Raw genomic sequence first — 17,271 nt, 5'->3', positions numbered from 1 at the left:
ATTATAAGCAAAAGTAGCAACATAGGGCAACCTCCTTTATTGTGAGATAGATAAGAAAAGAGGGCTTGTTTACTTTATTATATGTCCCAGTGTCGCTAAATGAGATGGAATTAACTTCCCATTTTTTGTGTTAGGCATTTTTAATTACGTCATTGTGATCGTCGCCAATGTTCCTGAATAATACTCCATCCTCGATGTATTCGAAAGTTGCCCGTATTCCCATCGTTACGGTCATCTCGTAAACACCTTTTGTACCCTGGACTCCTTTTATCCTTAAAGAAGGATGAAGATCCGGATGACTGGATTTGAATCGTTGTAATTGCTTATAAAATGCATCTTTAATTTCTTGAGCCAGCTTTTTAAAGTTACGATCGAAGCGCTTAGAACTATTAAAGTTTCTTAAGGGCATCTATAAAATCCTCCAAGCTTCGAGGTTCATTAATTTCTCCATTCCTGATTTCCTCGTCGACCTCTTTTTCTTCAGCTTGCCATTTTTCCGTCCAAAACCAAGCTTGATCTCTCGGAATAGTAACAACGGGTTTGAAAATCAATGTTCCATCATCGGTAATTTGATACTCTAGTTCTTCGCCCTCGGATACTTTGACATAATCGATATATTCTCTCGGAAGAGTGATCTGATTACGATTACGGATCACCACTTTTTTGATACGGTTCCTTATGTGCGATTTAGAAACCCTACGTTCAGTAGTTTGCATAGTTAATGCAGCTCCCTTATATTTCTGAAAATCGGATTTTACGATGTTATGATCTTATTATATTCTATTTTTATTAGCTTGTCCTTACTTTATTCCATCGAAAAGAACGTTTTATGCACATTATCCCTATACCCCAGTGCTCTCAATTTTCCAATCTCCCCTATTATTTTCTTTGATTAAGAAATAGTATATTTCGTATTCTCCATTATCCATAGGCTCTATCGTTTGATCCTTGAATTCAACGTAGTATTTAACCTTATACCTAATCATATTTTTTCTTTCTATATTCAATTTGGGATTAAGCGCCGGATAATCCTTCTGTTCCGGTAATTCTATCTCCAATAATTTGATATTGGATAAATTAAATAATCTAAAATCCGAGTTAGCATGCCTAGAAGAATATAATCCTCTTAATTTTTCAAGATCATGTTCATTTTCATAAAAAAATGCATCCCGTATAACTTTTTCTGATTCCTTCGAGTCCTTTTTACTATATGGAGGAAAGGTGGGGCTGGCTATTTGGGCTTTATTGGATTGCCAAGTAACCAGAAATATGATAAACCCTAACGAGACCAAGACTAATAAAATATATTTAATCTTTTTGGTATTTCGCATAATAACCTCCATTTTCTTAAGTAGTAGAAAAGTAAGGGTATTCGGAATAAATGGTGGAATAAAAGATTAAATCATCCTATTTACAGGTAAGATGGTCTGGAGGCAATTTTATTAAACGACAAGGCGTTTAATTTTGAGAATACTCCCGCTTTATTGTAAGTTCATCATCAGAACCCTAAATCCTTTGGCGAATAATGTCGCTAACCTTGCATTTTGTTAAGGTTTCTTACATCTTTATAAATGAAAAAATAGCCCTGGAGGCTATTGAAAAGGTGGAAGCTTATTGTCAGTTATATGGTTTCGGCAATTTAGTTTATACATACCGTCTTTTAACGGCTTATGATAACCTAAATGCCATTGACTATTACGGGAGCATTCCGGAGCGTGAGTTCCTTCTGGGCAGTTGGCATCGACCATGGGTTGATTATAGTTTGAATGATGACCTTATGATGGGTGTTCTCTACGATACAATGAAAATTACCATTCAAAATAATAAACGCTATATTGAATTAACCCCAAGAGGAAAGGATTTCCTTGCCAATCTTAAAGAAGCATTAGAGACATCGGGTTATTTTTCGCAGCGGGTACAGATGCTTCATATATCCCAATTTGACTTATTTGATGAGTACGAGCAACTCGCTGAAGAAATATGGCCGGAGGCTATGACGCTGCGCAAGCAATTGATTGATGTTACAGGCATAAGACCCGGGATGAAAGTCCTTGAACTTGGCAGTGGCAGCGGGCCGCTTACCTTTGAGGCCGGACTAGCCGAGCTCATAGGCCCTACTGGTAAGTTGGTATGTGTTGACCCTTCTGCCGGGATGATGAACCGGGCAAAAGCAAAACCTCAAGCTAAGGATAAATACTGGGTTGAATATCGAGCCGGAAAAGCTGAAACCTTACCCTTTGAAGATGGGACCTTCGATGCCGTTATAGGTGTTGCTTTTTTACAATTCACGGATCGCCAAAAGGCCCTTCAAGAAATGCGAAGGGTAACACGTTCTGGAGGAGTTGTCGGATCGGTTCATCCCTTGGCTTTTGATTTTCGAACGATTCCCTTTTTTAATGAATGGTTTGCGCCAATCTTTAGAATAGCCAATAAAAAAAGAGGACAACCTAAAAGCTATCTCTTTACCATGGAAAAATATATAGAAGATTTTCAAAAGACTGGATTTATTAAAATTGAGAGTTTTAAACCACCCTATCCAATGCTATTTCATGATCCTGAAAAAGTCATAAAACATTTTATCCATGGGGTTGGTCTTTTCCAAGAAGAGTTGGCGGATCTTCCCTGGAGAGCTCGTCAAGAAATAATGGAAAATCTTCAACAACTTGGCGAGAGCGTCTGTCAAAAATACTCAGAAGAAGAACGTATTATTCAGATGCCGGCCCAGTTAATAAGGGCGATAGTTCCGTAAAAAATGAATAGAAGAGAAAATATTCCACTCGGAAGGAATTGCTACCTGGATGCGGAAAGAGAAATCCTTGTCAAAAATAATTTGCCGATTGCGCTTTCAAGAATTCAATTTCGGATTCTCTATTACCTAGCACAACATATGGGACAACCGGTTACAGATAAAGAGCTTATAAACTATGCTTGGGGAACCGATTCCTTTGTTAGCAGAAACGATCTTTATGTCTGTATTAACCGTCTTCGCCAAAGACTGGAGGATAACCCGAAGAAACCCAACTCTCTGCTGTCGCTAAGAGGGAAGGGATATGTTTTATATTTTAACAATTTAGACAGTGGCCCCAAAAAGCAATCATAATGGCTTAGTTATTCGACATAACTAAGCCATTCTTTTTTTAATATCCCTTTTGGCGGTCGCGCAGATGACGCTCGATTTCACGTTTAGCATCACGTTCCGCAATATCTTGGCGCTTATCGTAGCTTTTCTTGCCCTTACAAATCCCAAGCTCGACCTTGGCTAAGCCTCTTCGCAAATAAATTTTAAGGGGTATCAACGTCAATCCCTGAAGCTGAATCTTACCGACAAGCTTAACAATCTCGGAACGGTTCAAAAGAAGCTTCCGCTTCCGTAATGGATCGTGATTGAAGCGATTACCTTGTTCATAAGGGCTGATGTGCATCTGATAAAGCCATACTTCTCCGTTCTCAAATCCTGCATAGCTGTCTTTCAGATTCACCCGGCCATTGCGAATCGATTTGATTTCTGTTCCTGTCAAAATGATCCCGGCCTCAATCTTATCCTCAATGAAATAATCATGATACGCTTTGCGATTATCAGAGATGACCTTAATTCCTTCAGATGCCACAATAACCCTCCTCTCACTCAGTATTTAAGTATACCACAGCTTCACTGCTTTTTCAGTACCGACCTGTCTTGTAGAATATTTAGATTATGTAGAACAATGCTATAACATCAATGTTCCACCCTCTCCTGGTAATGCAACTCCTAGTCCTGCCCCGGCACCTTCAGACTGTGGGGTTATGTATGCCTTAGTTACTAGTAGACCTAATACAGCCGATTATTCCAATCCTTCGTTTGGTTAATGATATTTTTATGTCTCCCTACTCTCTATATATTTATTTTAATTTAATTTCAACTTTACTCCAATTTAATCCGCTATCAGTTGTCTTATATAATCCTTCTTGACCAACAGCCCATCCAGTCTGGCTATTCACAAAGTTTAAATCTAGGATATTATCTGAAGAAATTGCGTCATTCAACTTCGACCATGTTTTTCCTAAATCATCACTTCTGTAAAGTTCTTTTCCGTCAGATATCCAGCAAGTATTTGAAAAAATAGAAAAACTATTTACATGAATATTAACGGGTGTTGTCTCTAACCACGTTTCCCCTCCATCTAATGAGGTATAGACTATAGTATGAAAATTTTGGCTATCGTAACTTACCGGCAAAAAACCTATGCTTTTATCCGAAAAGATAGGCGGAAAAGTAGTAGCAAAATAGTCTTCATTTACTTGATTCACTTTAAAATATCGTGGGTTCCAAGATTGCCCGCTATCTTTTGTAATATAATAAATAGTTCTTCCACTAGGTTGTTGTCCTGTTAACCATCCATTAGAGTTATCTTTAAAATATATACCATTCTTAGGTCCATTAGTATTTACATCAGAAGAATGTGTCCATGTGATACCGCCATCACCAGTTTTAAATATGCTCACAGGATCATATCCTGCTGCAGCATTTCCTATAGTAACTAGCCATCCTTGCTCCTTATCTATAAAATACATTTTTGAATTAGAGCTTTGTGCTTGAATTTTTGATTCATACCAATCTATACCACCGTTTTGTGTACCATAAATTCTGATATATGAAGCATCTGGTACATGGACTGCTATCCATCCGATTTTTTCGCTCAGAAAAAAGCCGGATATATCACTGTTATCTGAAAAAACGGCAGGAGTTACTTTTATCCAGTCTATTCCCCCATTATTGGTTTTCAAAACCAATGTGTTGCTTAGAGCCCAGCCGGAATTTTCATCAACCATTTTAATATAGGATAGTTTTTTTATAGGCTGTACTGATTGCGTCAATTGATTTGCTGAATGATTTAGGCTACATCCTGAAAGTGATAGGCTTAAGAACGTTAGAATTAGAATTAGGATTAAATAAATTTTTCTCATAAAATATCATTCCTTTCGCTGTGCTCAAGGCAAAAATGAATGAAAGTATAATCTTGTAGAGCTCTGCGGTATGATTTATTTGATAAGCAGATAGACCAGCGAGCACATCTACTTACATTAAATTTATCTCGTTTTCGCCGTTTTTTCAGTACCGACCTGTCTTGCACTTCGGCGCTGTTCATAGTCTATCCGCGACTTCTCCCTGCTAATCCCATAAGTACAAAAGAGGATAAAGGAATGCTTGGCTTGCACCAAGCATTACCCCATTATTTTTGCATGATAACTTTCCAATTAGCACCACTATCTTCAGTTTCGACAATATTCAATTTATTAGAATACCATTTTAAAAAACTTTAGGATGTTTCTTGTTCTTTATCATTCTATTTCCATTTTGATATAGAGTTAATAAAACAGCAATACTAAGTTTCCCCTATTTCTAAAATATTCTGAACCTAATGCCATCATTTCCTTGATTAATCTCAGTTTTTCTATGTGCCTAAAAATCTATTTGACTGTCGAAGCTAAGTTTTACTGTCCAAATCCCTTTAAAACATCATATGTTAGGAATTTGGCTAGGATTGGGCTATTTGATGTTCTCCAGTAGCTCTTTCTTGTATTTGCGTATTTGCGTATTCCTATGCTTTCTGTTCACTGATTCCGAGCGATTTAAGCATTTGAAACTTTGTTCTCACTCGTTTCCATTGTTTCCATTAGATCATGCGGATACGCCTTCTCATCCATTCGTCGGTCTGTGTTAGCAACGTCCTTATGTCTGCTATCTTGAAGTAGTTTATCCACCCCACGATATAGCATCTGAGCTTTATCGCCCTTTCTTCATTCCCCATTCCGTCGCTTCATGAGGTAAGCTTTCTAATTTTGTTCCTCATCTTACTACCGATTTCGGATAAATTCTGACTCTGCCTCACCTTTCCTTTGGTAAAACGCAAAGCCCAAGAATTTAACATTACCTACATCGTCAACTCTCGTTTTCTCCCGGTTCACTTTGCGAAAAAGTCTCTGCTCTATAAAGGGGAGAACATTGGCCAGTGCAGGCTCAGCACTTCTCCTAGTTCATCATATCGTCCGCATAACGGACAAAACGATGGCCCCTTCGCTCTAGTTCCTTATCCAGTTCATTTAACATAATGTTGCTAAGAATTGGACTTAACGGTCCGCCCTGGGGTACGCCGACTTGGGTTTCCTCGGATTTATGTTGAACCACAACTGATATTTTTTATAAAAAACGAAGCTAATAATTTGTTTTACAAAAAATATCCTTTCGAAATAAAAATCCTAATAATATTGCTATGATAGATAGCAAAAACAAATCTATAAATTCAATATAGAACAAACTTCCTATCGTATTTGGTGTAAAGTTATTAATACTTTGAAAATAAACAGCTCTATCGAATTCATGTAAATTATCTACAAATAATATTTGTCCAGCAACATCGAACATTAAATGAGTTCCTATGACAAACATTAGTGATTTTGTTTTTACTACAATAATCCCAAATATTAATCCTATTAAAATAACATCTAAAATCTTTACCCAAGCATGGGGCTGGTCATAATTAGTATAGTGTATTAATCCAAATGCCATCGCTTGGATAACGATTGCCAGTAATTTGTGGATTTTTCTAAATATTACTTGCATCATATATCCCCTGAATAAGCCTTCTTCAAATAAAGCAACTCCCAGAAAACCAAAACTACTAGCAAGAGTAAGTATTAATGTATCTGTTATACCTGATTGATTTATAGTCAATATCATCGTTCCATTTAAAATTCCTATTAAGCCTACTACGAATTTGTATAATAACGCTGAAATAATTCCCATGGAAAATAATTTAATGCCGTCTTTTTTTACGCTTATCCAAGCTGGCGGAGTATAATTCATATTTCTAATTGATTGAAAATATTTTGCAAATGCAACCATAATAGCAAACAACATTAAATTAATAATCGCAGTTACTAATGCATCAATAATCAAATTCTCGCCTCCTCGTGTATGCCATGTCATGCGTTTTTAATAACTTACTATTTTTGATTATACTATGATATGGTTTATAATGGAAAACCAGACTAATAATACGGTCTGAATTTCTGAGATGGAGAATTCGATGGTTTGGACAATTGAAAATTTAAAAACTATTACGGTGGACACCCTTGCTCTTGGCTAGTGGTTGGCAACTACCAGCCCCCACAGTGGTCTTTCACCACCTAGTTAATCGCCATGCGTGGCGCACCACCGAAAAAGGGGCTGTTTTGCAACAGCCCCTTGAATAAAACCCTAGTTAGTTCCCTGCTGAATCCCAGCTTACACCTATCTTAGCAACGGAGCAATAATCAAAGAAATGGTCCCCATAACCTTGATCAAAGCATTTAAGGAAGGACCGGCAGTATCTTTAAAGGGATCACCGACCGTATCCCCGATAACTGCTGCTGCGTGGGTCGGGGTTCCTTTACCGCCGAGGTTTCCGGCTTCAATGTATTTCTTCGCATTATCCCAGGCACCGCCGGCATTGGCCATGAATATAGCCATCAATAAACCGGCAACCGTACCGCCGGCAAGCATTCCGCCCATGGCATCTTTACCGAGGCCGAAACCGACTAATAACGGAGTTCCTACGGCAAGCAGTCCGGGAATAACCATTTCCCGAATTGCTGCTTTGGTAGAGATATCGACACAAGCACGATAATCAGGTTTCGCTTTACCTTCCATCAAACCCGGGATTTCGCGGAATTGACGGCGAACCTCTCCGATCATTTCAAAAGCAGCTTTTCCAACCGCTTCCATAGCAAATGCGGAGAAAAGGAAAGGCACGGCTGCTCCGATAAACAGACCGATGATTGTCGTCGGGACAAGAATGTTGATGCTCTCTAAATGGGCTAACTCTGAGAAAGCGCTGAACAGGGCGAGAGCCGTCAAAGCTGCGGAGCCAATGGCAAATCCTTTAGCAACAGCAGCTGTCGTATTTCCAACGGAATCGAGTTGGTCTGTTGTTTTACGAATACTGGGATCAAGTTCAGCCATTTCCGCAATACCACCGGCATTATCCGCAACCGGTCCGAAGGAATCGATGGCTACAACCATACCCGCGGTCGAAAGCATGGCCATCGCGGCAACTGCGATTCCAAAGACACCCGAGGCTTGGAAAGAGACATAGATGGCAACGCAGATAACGATTACCGGAAGAGCTGTACTCTTCATACCTGTTGCCAGTCCGGAAATGATATTCGTCGCTGCTCCCGTTTCTGAAGCCTTAGCAATCGCTTGCGCAGGTTTCTTTTGGTTTGAGGTATAGTACTCGGTTAACAGACCGATCAGCACGTTGACGACCAGCCCGGCAATGATCGCAACAAATACACGATTCGGAGTAATGGTCAATGTACCATTAACTTTTAAAGCGTCCGGCAGCATCCAGTGAACAAGTCCGAAAGACGCAAGAGCGGTCAGAGCGTTCGTACCCCATAGTCCTTTATTTAAAGCCGTCTGGGGATTGGCATTCTCACCCGTACGTACAAAAAAGCTTGCGATAATCGCCGAAATAATTCCGATAGCCCCAATCATCAAGGGAAACATTATGCCGGGTAATCCCTGATCAACTGAAGCAAAGACACTTCCGCCGACCAACATAGCTGCGATTGTGGAAGCAGCATAGGATTCAAACAGGTCAGCACCCATACCTGCAGTGTCACCGACATTGTCACCTACGTTATCGGCAATAACGGCCGGATTACGCGGATCATCTTCGGGAATTCCGACTTCAACTTTACCCACAAGGTCTGCACCGACATCGGCTGCTTTCGTATAAATTCCTCCGCCGACACGGGCGAAGAGGGCAATCGCACTTGCGCCAAACGCAAAGGAGTTAATAATTTCCGCATCCCTAAACACAAGGTAAAGAGCACTGACTCCAATGATGCCTAAGCCCACAACGGATAATCCCATAACCGCACCTGCCTGAAACGATACCCCCAACGCCTTGTTCAGGCTTGTTCGGGCCGCTTCAGTCGTCCGCGCATTGGCTCGAGTCGTAATGTTCATTCCAATATAACCGGCCACAGCCGAAAGTATGGCACCACACAGGAAAGAAACAGCGGTTTGCCATCCTGTTGCCCCTTTTAAGAAAAACAAGAGGAAAAAGATAATAATGACGAAAGGAATAAGTGTACGATATTGACGATTGAGGTAAGCCATAGCCCCCTCTTGAATGGCTTGGGAAATTTCTTGCATCCGGGCATTTCCCGGACTGGCTTTTAACACACTAGAAGCAAAATAAAATGCAAAGATAAGACCAATTATACCCGTCAAAACGGCTATAATCGGCATTGAAGCAAAATCCATGACAATAAACCTCCTAAGTTTTAATGGATAAACTTAAATCCCGTCCCACTGTGAGCATTTATTGAGTTTCCCTAATCCTAGACGTCTAATCTGTATTCCTTTATCACAATAATTATGTAGAGTTAGAGCAAATGATTAATTTAAGCTTATAATTTATAATTTCAAAAACTTATACTTTTCGCTAGTACAAAAAAAAAGAAAAAGGAGCCCCGGAACTTATCGCATAATCCAGGTTACTCCTAAAGAGCTCAATAAAAAAAGTGCAGCCGAAATAATGCTCAATTTCTCGAACAGTTCATCCATCCCTTTCTTTTTCCCAAAGAAAGCCTCTCCTGCACCTCCGATTGCCCCAAGGCCAGCCCCAGTGCCGGATTGTAAAAGTACAGTCGCAATCAAGCCTATTGAACTAATCAAAAGTATTACCGTAAGAAAGACCAACATAACGCCATTCACCTCCTCAAAAAAGTGTACCCTCTGCTCAAATCTTTTACAGTTACTAGTATCCTATTTTAGCATATAAAAAGAAAAAAAGGCAAGGACTTAGACGCTGCAACACCATCCAAGTCCCCGGTTAATATTCAAATTACTCCAAAATAAGTTATCTTGCCAGACTTTCTTTTCCTCTGTAAATCGCTGATTCACCCAGTTCTTCCTCAATCCGCAGCAACTCGTTATATTTAGCCACGCGTTCGGTGCGGGCAGGTGCCCCTGTCTTAATTTGGCCGGCATTAACGGCAACGGCAATATGAGCCATCGTGACATCCTCGGTCTCTCCCGAGCGATGGGAAATAACGGCGGTATAGCCTGCGCGTTTCGCCATTTCAATAGCATCCAGAGTTTCAGTCAAGGTTCCGATCTGGTTAAGTTTAATCAGAATTGAGTTAGCGCATTTTTCCTTGATCCCTTTGGCCAGACGCTTCGGATTCGTAACAAACAAGTCATCACCCACCAGTTGGATTTTCCCGCCTAAGCGTTCTGTGAGTTTCCGCCAGCCCTCCCAGTCTTCTTCGGCAAGTCCGTCCTCAATCGAAACAATCGGATATTTTTCAACTAATCCTTCATAGTATTCAATCATTTCATCTGCGGTTTTAGTCAAGCCTTCCCCGGCAAGATGATAGACCCCGTCTTTATATAACTCTGTAGCAGCGACATCCAAAGCTAAGGCGACATCTTCACCGGGAACATAGCCTGCCCGTTGAATCGCATCGACAATACAGAGCAAGGCATCGGAGTTGGATTCAAGACTCGGAGCAAAACCGCCTTCATCGCCAATCGCTGTCGCTAAGGATTTCTCCTTTAATACCGCCTTAAGGCTGTGATAGACTTCCGTCCCCATCCGCAAAGCTTCCCGGAAGCTCTTTGCGCCAACCGGCATGATCATGAATTCCTGGATGTCCACATTATTGTCCGCGTGTTTACCGCCGTTTAAGATGTTCATCATCGGAACGGGCAGCTCTTTCGCATTGACACCGCCGAGATATTGATAAAGGGGCATCCCTATGCAATCTGCGGCAGCCTTGGCATTGGCTAAGGAAACACCGAGAATGGCATTGGCTCCGAATTTTCCTTTATTGTCTGTTCCGTCAAGGTCAATAAGAACCCGATCCAAACCGGGTTGATCAAAAGCATCTAAGCCCTCAATTTCAGGGGCGATCTCAGCATTAACATTTTCAACCGCATTTAAAACGCCTTTGCCAAAATAACGGGTTTTATCACCGTCACGCAATTCAATCGCTTCAAAAGCTCCTGTCGAAGCTCCGGAGGGAACTGCGGCACGACCCATTGCACCATCTTCTAGGGTTACTTCGACCTCAACCGTTGGATTGCCGCGTGAATCCAAAATTTCACGGGCATAGACATCACTGATAATTGACATGATTAAATACCTCCTAAGTATGAATTATTTTCAAACCTCAACCAGACTTAACCCCTTCATATCCGAAGGCTGAGGAATGTTTAAAAGCTCAAGAATCGTCGGAGCCACGTCGCAAAGAGCTCCGCCCTTACGCAATTGACGATCTTTAAGCCGCTCATCAACTAAGATCAAGGGAACCGGATTAATCGTATGAGCGGTTAGAGGTCTGCCTGTCGCAAGGTCAATTTTGGCCTCGGCATTGCCATGATCCGCCGTAATCAAGATTGTCCCGCCCTTTTCCTGAACCGCGGGAACGACCTTGCCGATACATCGATCAACCGCTTCAATGGCTTTAATCGCGGCCTCAAATTCGCCGGTATGACCCACCATATCCGTATTCGCAAAGTTTAAAATGATGACATCATAGACATCGCTTTGGATGCGCTTTAAAAGCTCTTCGGTTACCTCATACGCGCTCATTTCCGGTTTCAGATTATAGGTAGCGACCTTCGGTGAAGGAATCAAACAGCGATCTTCTCCCGGGCAGGGTTCCTCTACCCCGCCGTTAAAGAAGAAGGTCACATGAGCATATTTCTCCGTTTCCGCGATTCGGAGCTGCTTCTTGTGCTGCTGTGCAAGCACTTCTCCAAGCGTATTCTCCAAGTTCTGCGGAGGGAAAGCAACCGGAGCCTGAAGGGTCACATCATATTCGGTAAGACAAACATAATGAACTTTAGGATGTACTTTGCGTTCAAAACCCGTAAAATCCTCATCCACAAAAGCGTGGGAGATTTGGCGCGCCCGATCGGAGCGGAAGTTAAAGAAAATAACACTGTCACCCTCCTGAATCTTACCCAGGGGCTGACCCTTCCCATCAATAATCACCGTGGGCACGACAAATTCATCGTTGACCCGGCGGTCATAGGATTGTTCAACCGCCGCAATAGCATTGGGCGCTTTCAAGCCTTCTCCTTGAACAAGTGCCTGATACGCTTTTTCGACCCGATCCCAGCGCTGATCGCGATCCATAAGATAATACCGGCCGGATACCGAAGCAACCTGACCGACTCCCAGTTCTTCGAACTTTTCATGCAACTGATTCAGATAGATCTTGGCACTCTGGGGTAAAACATCTCGGCCATCTAAAGCGGCGTGGACATATACTTTTTGGACACCCTTCGCTTTAGCCATCTCCAGCAGGGCAAAAAGGTGCTCCAGATGAGAATGAACTCCCCCATCCGATACCAAGCCCATTAAATGCAAGGCCCCTTGCCCATGGCTCACCCGCTCCATGGCCTCTGCTAAAACAGGGTTCTTCGCAAACTCTCCGGTCTTGATCGCTTTAAAAATCCGCGTCAATTCCTGATAGACGACACGGCCGGCTCCGATATTCAAATGACCCACTTCCGAATTTCCCATCTGTCCTTCCGGCAAACCTACAGCCTCCCCCGAGGCCTTTAATAAGGTATGGGGGTAAGTCCTCAGCAGATGATCATAATTCGGCTTATGAGCCTGGGCAATGGCGTTTCCCTTAGTCTCGGGGCTGTAACCCCATCCGTCAAGAATCATTAAAAGAAGCGGTTTTCTTGCCCGTTCTCCTGTCAACACCTTCACCCCGCTTTCATAATAACCACATGTTATCCGATGATTAACCGCCACCTGAAGTAAGTTTCCTTTACCCCTGAAGAGAGGCTCGCGCATTTTCGATCAACCGGGCAAAGTCATCGGCATCAAGGCTTGCTCCACCCACCAGGGCGCCGTCAATATCCGGCTGAGCCATCAATTCGGCAATATTGTCCGCTTTGACGCTCCCGCCGTAGAGAATATTGACTTCATCGGCAACCGCACCGGCGATTCCCGCTAAGGTTGAACGAATGGCCGCACACATAATCTGGGCATCCTCACTGGATGATGTTTTGCCTGTTCCGATAGCCCAAAGCGGTTCATAGGCAATGACAACCCGTTTCAGCTCTTTCGGCGGCAATTCCATTAAATTTTTTTCAACTTGTCCCCGAACGATAGCCAACGCCCGTCCTTCCTCACGTTGATCCAGATTTTCGCCGACACATAGGATTGGCGTGAGTCCGGCTTTCAGAGCAGCTTTAACCTTTTTAGCAATCTCCTCATCGGTCTCATGCATAATCTCGCGACGCTCGGAATGCCCGACGATAACATAGGTACACGCAATATCAACAAGCATTTCCGCCGATATTTCGCCTGTATATGCCCCTGAGGCCTCCCAAAATAAATCCTGTGCACCAATGTGGATTACGCTTTCTTCAAGGTCATCTTTTAACACACCTAAAGCCGTAAAAGGTGCACAGACAACAACATCGACATCGGTGACCTCACCCACTCGCCCTAGAAGTTTTTCGGCATATTCTTGTGCTTCACGAACATTTTTATTCATCTTCCAGTTGCCCGCAATAATTGGATGCCTTTTCGACATAATTAATCTCCTTTTACTGAAAAATTACTTATCGTTTAAAGCTGCCACTCCGGGAAGAACTTTTCCCTCCAAGAACTCTAAAGAAGCGCCGCCCCCGGTCGAGATATGCGTTAACTGTTCGGCAACCCCCATCTTCTCAACAGCCGCTACGGAATCACCGCCGCCGACAATCGTGGTTCCCGAGCACGCTGCAACCGCTTGGGCAACCTTCTCTGTGCCTTTAGCAAAAGCTTCCATCTCGAATACACCCATGGGTCCATTCCAAACAATCGTCTGGGCAGGGATGATCTGTTTCGCAAAGGCTTCGGCACTTGCGGGTCCTATATCTAAAGCCATTTCATCTTCAGCGATTTGATCTGCCGCAACAACTCGGTGCTCAGCCTCTGCTTTAAATTCTTTCGCCACAACAACATCCTGCGGGAGAACGATTTCTACGCCTAAGACTTTGGCCTTAGCCAGCAGTTCAGAGGCCAGAGACAGTTTATCCTCTTCGACCAGAGATTTGCCGACGCCATATCCTTGAGCCTTGAGGAAGGTATTGGCCATTCCTCCGCCGATAATCAAAAAATTGACTTTCTTTAATAAGTTCTCGATCACGCCGATTTTATCACTAACCTTCGCTCCCCCGATAATGGCTGCGAACGGGCGGGCCGGGTTCTCCAAGGCTTTGCCCATAACTTCTATTTCCTTCTGCATAAGAAGTCCGGCTACGGCAGGAAGATAATGGGCCACGCCTTCAGTCGAAGCATGCGCGCGATGGGCTGTTCCAAAAGCGTCATTGACATAGATCTCCGCTAAAGAAGCCAATTGCTTGGCAAATTCAGGATCATTCTTTTCCTCTTCAGGATGGAAGCGAACATTTTCCAAAAGAAGGGCCTGCCCCTCTTTTAAGGCTGTAACCTGGGCCATCACCTCGGGTCCGATACAATCCTTGGCCAAGGGAACGTTTTGTCCCAGGAGCTCACTTAAACGTACAGCAACAGGTACTAAGGAATATTTAGGGTTCACTTGTCCTTTAGGACGGCCAAAATGAGAAACGAGAATAAGTTTCGCCCCTTCTTCCAGAAGATAACGGAGGGTCGGTATAGCCGCACGAATACGGGTATCGTTGGTAATCTTTTGCTGATCATCGATGGGTACGTTGAAGTCTACGCGCACAAGGACACGTTTCCCTTTGACTTGAATATCTTTAATGCTTTTTTTATTCATAATTACTCTCCTTCCTTTCTCCTGCTTTCTTACCGAACGGTATTTATTATTCCTCAGATTGGATTTCCTACACACTAAATCCAACAACCCTTAAATATTCTCCTTTAAGCAATAGATTCCTGCTCTCAAAAAGGAAAGTCATCGCTGCTTTTCGCGTGGGTCAAACGATTCCTAACACAACCTGCGAAATGTTCACAATATTATCTTCAATGCTGTAAATTCGATCAAGCATATCCAGAACCGCATAGCGCAGCTTCTCTTCATCAGATCCACCACTTAGCTCCGCTTGAGAAGTCCCGGCTTGCGCCAGTGTCTCAAACTGCAGGGAACGCTGAAGGCGAATCACTTCCGGACGCTCCTGAATAATCTCCTCGGCGCTTTGCATATCTCCCGTACGCAGGGATTGGCCCATCGCCGTGTAATGAGCGGCGACATTATCATAAAGTTCTTCTAAGCTATCCCATTCAGCTCTGGTGAGTTTCAAATTCTGCCCTTCCATTTTCTCCAAGAATTGAACCATCCCTACAAAGGTATCGCCGATCCGCTCCAATTCCTTAAGAATAAACTGCATATTGATGCTTTCCTCTTCTTGCTCCTCTGTTAATCCTTTCTGGGACAGCCTCGAGAGAAAGCGCATGATATGGCGATAATACCAATCGACCTGTTCCTCCGTAGCCATGACTTCTTCAAAAGCCGAAGTCTGATCTTCGGCAAAAACCTTGGCGATCTTTTGAAGCATTTGTTCTTCGATTAAAGAAGCTAAAGCATAAGTCTCTTCCCAAGCCTGCTTCAAGGCAATAGCCGGAACTTCCTTTGCCGCCTCCTCAATAAACCGGAACTTAAACGGCGCCTTCGAACCTGCACGATCCGGAATCAGAACCTTCAACCCCTTAGCGAGCCAGTTGTTAAAGGGAAAAAAGATAATGACCATGAACAGGGCCGAGAAGAGATGAGCATTGGCAACCTGCCTCGTTAAATCTGAAGTGGACCACTGTACCAGAGTCTGGAACTGTTCCATAAAGGGAAAAAGGAGCAGCGTTGCCACCACCTTATAGCCTGTATTGGCAATTGCGGTGCGTTTGGCATCCATCCTTTCCGCCGTTAAGCTTGAGAGCAGAGTCGTCACCGTTCCCCCGATATGAGATCCCAAAACGAGAGGAATAATTGCTGAAAGATCGATCAGCTGCTGACTCGCCATCGACATCATGATGGCAAAAACTGCCGTACTGCTTTGCAGAGCCGCCGTCAGGACAAGCCCGACAAGGATGGCCATAAAGGGTGCGGAACCTAAATGCTCTAAAAAAGAATTAACTGCGGGGATATTCCTCAAAGGTGCGGCAGCATCTGACATATAGGCAATCCCCACGAAAATTAGGCCAAATCCAATGAGGGACTGGCCTAAATGCTTCCATTGCTTTTTCCCCAAAATATAGAGTGTAAACCCCGCAAATATCGCACCTAACGCAATAACCAGAAACTTGAACGCGATCAATTGAATAATGATCGATGTACCCAAGGCTGAGCCAAGAACAACACCCAAAGCCTGGCCCAAGTTGATCAGGCCGGCATTAACAAACTCGACCACCAAAACCGTGGTTGCGGCACTGCTTTGAAACGCGATCGTCATAATTATTCCCGAAAGAACGGCATACACCTTTTTCTTCGTGAGCGACTGCAGGATCTGTTTCAAACGCTTTGCGGAAAACTTTTGGAGTGCTTCCGAAGTCATATGTACACCATACAAAAATAAACCCAGACCGCCTAAAAACGCAAATATTGTACTTAAGGCCGCGATCGTTCTCACCCCTATCCGCCAAGGCGTCTCTGACCCGTCTTGATATAAACCTGCATTTCACCCACATTGACGATATGGTCGCCGAGCCGCTCCATCGTTCGAGCCAACACCAAAGCCAGACCAAGCTCACCGCTTAAGCTTTGACTCCGGTCATCGCCTAATAGCCTCTCCTTAAGTTGAGCATAGCACCGATCAACCGAATCATCTTCAGTATTGATATCCTTAATGATCTCTTGTTCATTCTTGAGTATGGCTAAAACATAATCGTACATCTTCAGTAAATAATCAGCCATCTGCAGGATTTCCTCGGCCCAATTCCCCTCAGGGCACAGTCGGCTCAATTCCGCAACATCACAGGCATAATCTGCGATTCGCTCTAACTCCTGCACCATCCGTTGATGCCCCAACATCCAGCGCAATTCCAGTTTTCTGAGCTGTTGAAGGCTCATAATATTCACGATTTGTTCCAAGAGCCGATCCCTCTCTTGATCAATCCCCTGATCCAGGGCTCGCCAATCTTCCTGCTGCTCCGGCTTTTCCAAGGTTGCTAAGGCCTTGAGTAAGACTTCACGAACCGCTTCGGCAAGGGCCAGTATTCTTGTACGAATCTCTAAGAGTACCCGGTCATATCCGGTCGTTCGTATAATGGCTATCTTACTCACCCCTTC

Annotated in this window: 18 protein-coding genes; 2 read left to right on the top strand and 16 right to left on the bottom strand. The window is 43.3% G+C overall.

The genetic code is table 11. The annotated features are described in order from the left end of the window. Positions 1-130 precede the first annotated feature (130 nt). The 3 genes from VB077_RS05295 to VB077_RS05285 all read right to left on the bottom strand — a co-directional run bounded on the left by VB077_RS05295 (position 131) and on the right by VB077_RS05285 (position 1,331). A complete protein-coding gene (locus VB077_RS05295) occupies positions 131-409 on the bottom strand; it encodes a hypothetical protein (protein WP_323414179.1) in 279 nt (92 codons plus the stop codon). Then, positions 390-716, bottom strand: coding sequence for an AbrB family transcriptional regulator (locus tag VB077_RS05290; protein ID WP_323414178.1), 327 nt, complete (start codon positions 714-716; stop codon positions 390-392). Before VB077_RS05290 ends, VB077_RS05295 begins: the two co-directional genes overlap by 20 nt. 126 nt (positions 717-842) lie before the next feature. Beyond that, a complete protein-coding gene (locus VB077_RS05285; protein WP_323414177.1) occupies positions 843-1,331 on the bottom strand; it encodes a DUF4829 domain-containing protein in 489 nt (162 codons plus the stop codon). A 272-nt stretch (positions 1,332-1,603) separates the two neighbouring features. Here VB077_RS05285 and VB077_RS05280 point away from each other — a divergent pair, with 272 nt between their 5' ends. Together VB077_RS05280 and VB077_RS16575 are read left to right on the top strand one after the other, a co-directional pair. Continuing rightward, positions 1,604-2,749, top strand: coding sequence for a class I SAM-dependent methyltransferase (locus tag VB077_RS05280; protein WP_323414176.1), 1,146 nt, complete (start codon positions 1,604-1,606; stop codon positions 2,747-2,749). Positions 2,750-2,752: 3 nt separating this feature from the next. Next, positions 2,753-3,100: a winged helix-turn-helix domain-containing protein gene (locus tag VB077_RS16575; RefSeq protein WP_416337032.1), complete on the top strand. Its 348-nt coding sequence runs from the start codon at positions 2,753-2,755 to the stop codon at positions 3,098-3,100. 37 nt (positions 3,101-3,137) lie between these two features. Here VB077_RS16575 and smpB read toward each other — a convergent pair whose 3' ends face one another. The 13 genes from smpB to VB077_RS05215 form a co-directional block, all read right to left on the bottom strand. Next, positions 3,138-3,608: an SsrA-binding protein SmpB gene (gene smpB / locus VB077_RS05275; RefSeq protein WP_323414175.1), complete on the bottom strand. Its 471-nt coding sequence runs from the start codon at positions 3,606-3,608 to the stop codon at positions 3,138-3,140. A 271-nt stretch (positions 3,609-3,879) separates the two neighbouring features. Further along, positions 3,880-4,944, bottom strand: a complete 1,065-nt coding sequence (locus VB077_RS05270) for a hypothetical protein (protein WP_323414174.1) — start codon at positions 4,942-4,944, stop codon at positions 3,880-3,882. 710 nt (positions 4,945-5,654) lie between these two features. Beyond that, positions 5,655-5,789: a group II intron maturase-specific domain-containing protein gene (locus VB077_RS05265; protein ID WP_323414173.1), complete on the bottom strand. Its 135-nt coding sequence runs from the start codon at positions 5,787-5,789 to the stop codon at positions 5,655-5,657. 221 nt (positions 5,790-6,010) lie between these two features. Beyond that, the gene (locus tag VB077_RS05260; protein ID WP_323414203.1) at positions 6,011-6,088 is read right to left on the bottom strand and encodes a hypothetical protein; all 78 of its coding nucleotides are present in this window, start codon (positions 6,086-6,088) and stop codon (positions 6,011-6,013) included. A 105-nt stretch (positions 6,089-6,193) separates the two neighbouring features. Then, positions 6,194-6,937: a CPBP family intramembrane glutamic endopeptidase gene (locus VB077_RS05255; protein WP_323414172.1), complete on the bottom strand. Its 744-nt coding sequence runs from the start codon at positions 6,935-6,937 to the stop codon at positions 6,194-6,196. 333 nt (positions 6,938-7,270) lie between these two features. After that, positions 7,271-9,295, bottom strand: coding sequence for a sodium-translocating pyrophosphatase (locus tag VB077_RS05250; RefSeq protein WP_323414171.1), 2,025 nt, complete (start codon positions 9,293-9,295; stop codon positions 7,271-7,273). A gap of 216 nt (positions 9,296-9,511) precedes the next feature. Next, a complete protein-coding gene (gene secG / locus VB077_RS05245; protein ID WP_323414170.1) occupies positions 9,512-9,736 on the bottom strand; it encodes a preprotein translocase subunit SecG in 225 nt (74 codons plus the stop codon). Positions 9,737-9,893: 157 nt separating this feature from the next. Continuing rightward, positions 9,894-11,171, bottom strand: coding sequence for a phosphopyruvate hydratase (eno, locus tag VB077_RS05240; RefSeq protein ID WP_323414169.1), 1,278 nt, complete (start codon positions 11,169-11,171; stop codon positions 9,894-9,896). A 30-nt stretch (positions 11,172-11,201) separates the two neighbouring features. Then, on the bottom strand, positions 11,202-12,755 hold the full coding sequence (gene gpmI, locus VB077_RS05235; protein ID WP_323414202.1) for a 2,3-bisphosphoglycerate-independent phosphoglycerate mutase: 1,554 nt from the start codon (positions 12,753-12,755) through the stop codon (positions 11,202-11,204). Between the two features lie 70 nt (positions 12,756-12,825). Beyond that, complete coding sequence (gene tpiA, locus VB077_RS05230; protein WP_323414168.1) at positions 12,826-13,599, bottom strand: triose-phosphate isomerase; 774 nt, start codon at positions 13,597-13,599, stop codon at positions 12,826-12,828. Positions 13,600-13,623: 24 nt separating this feature from the next. Next, entirely contained in the window at positions 13,624-14,808 is a 1,185-nt protein-coding gene (locus VB077_RS05225; RefSeq protein WP_323414167.1) for a phosphoglycerate kinase, read from the bottom strand. 160 nt (positions 14,809-14,968) lie between these two features. Next, positions 14,969-16,612: a Na/Pi cotransporter family protein gene (locus VB077_RS05220; protein ID WP_323414166.1), complete on the bottom strand. Its 1,644-nt coding sequence runs from the start codon at positions 16,610-16,612 to the stop codon at positions 14,969-14,971. A gap of 2 nt (positions 16,613-16,614) precedes the next feature. Beyond that, entirely contained in the window at positions 16,615-17,265 is a 651-nt protein-coding gene (locus VB077_RS05215) for a phosphate signaling complex PhoU family protein (RefSeq protein WP_323414165.1), read from the bottom strand. Positions 17,266-17,271: the final 6 nt, after the last annotated feature.

Source organism: Desulfitobacterium sp., assembly GCF_034927245.1.
Taxonomy (GTDB): domain Bacteria; phylum Bacillota; class Desulfitobacteriia; order Desulfitobacteriales; family Desulfitobacteriaceae; genus Desulfitobacterium_A.
This window is presented reverse-complemented; position numbering and strand designations above follow the sequence as displayed.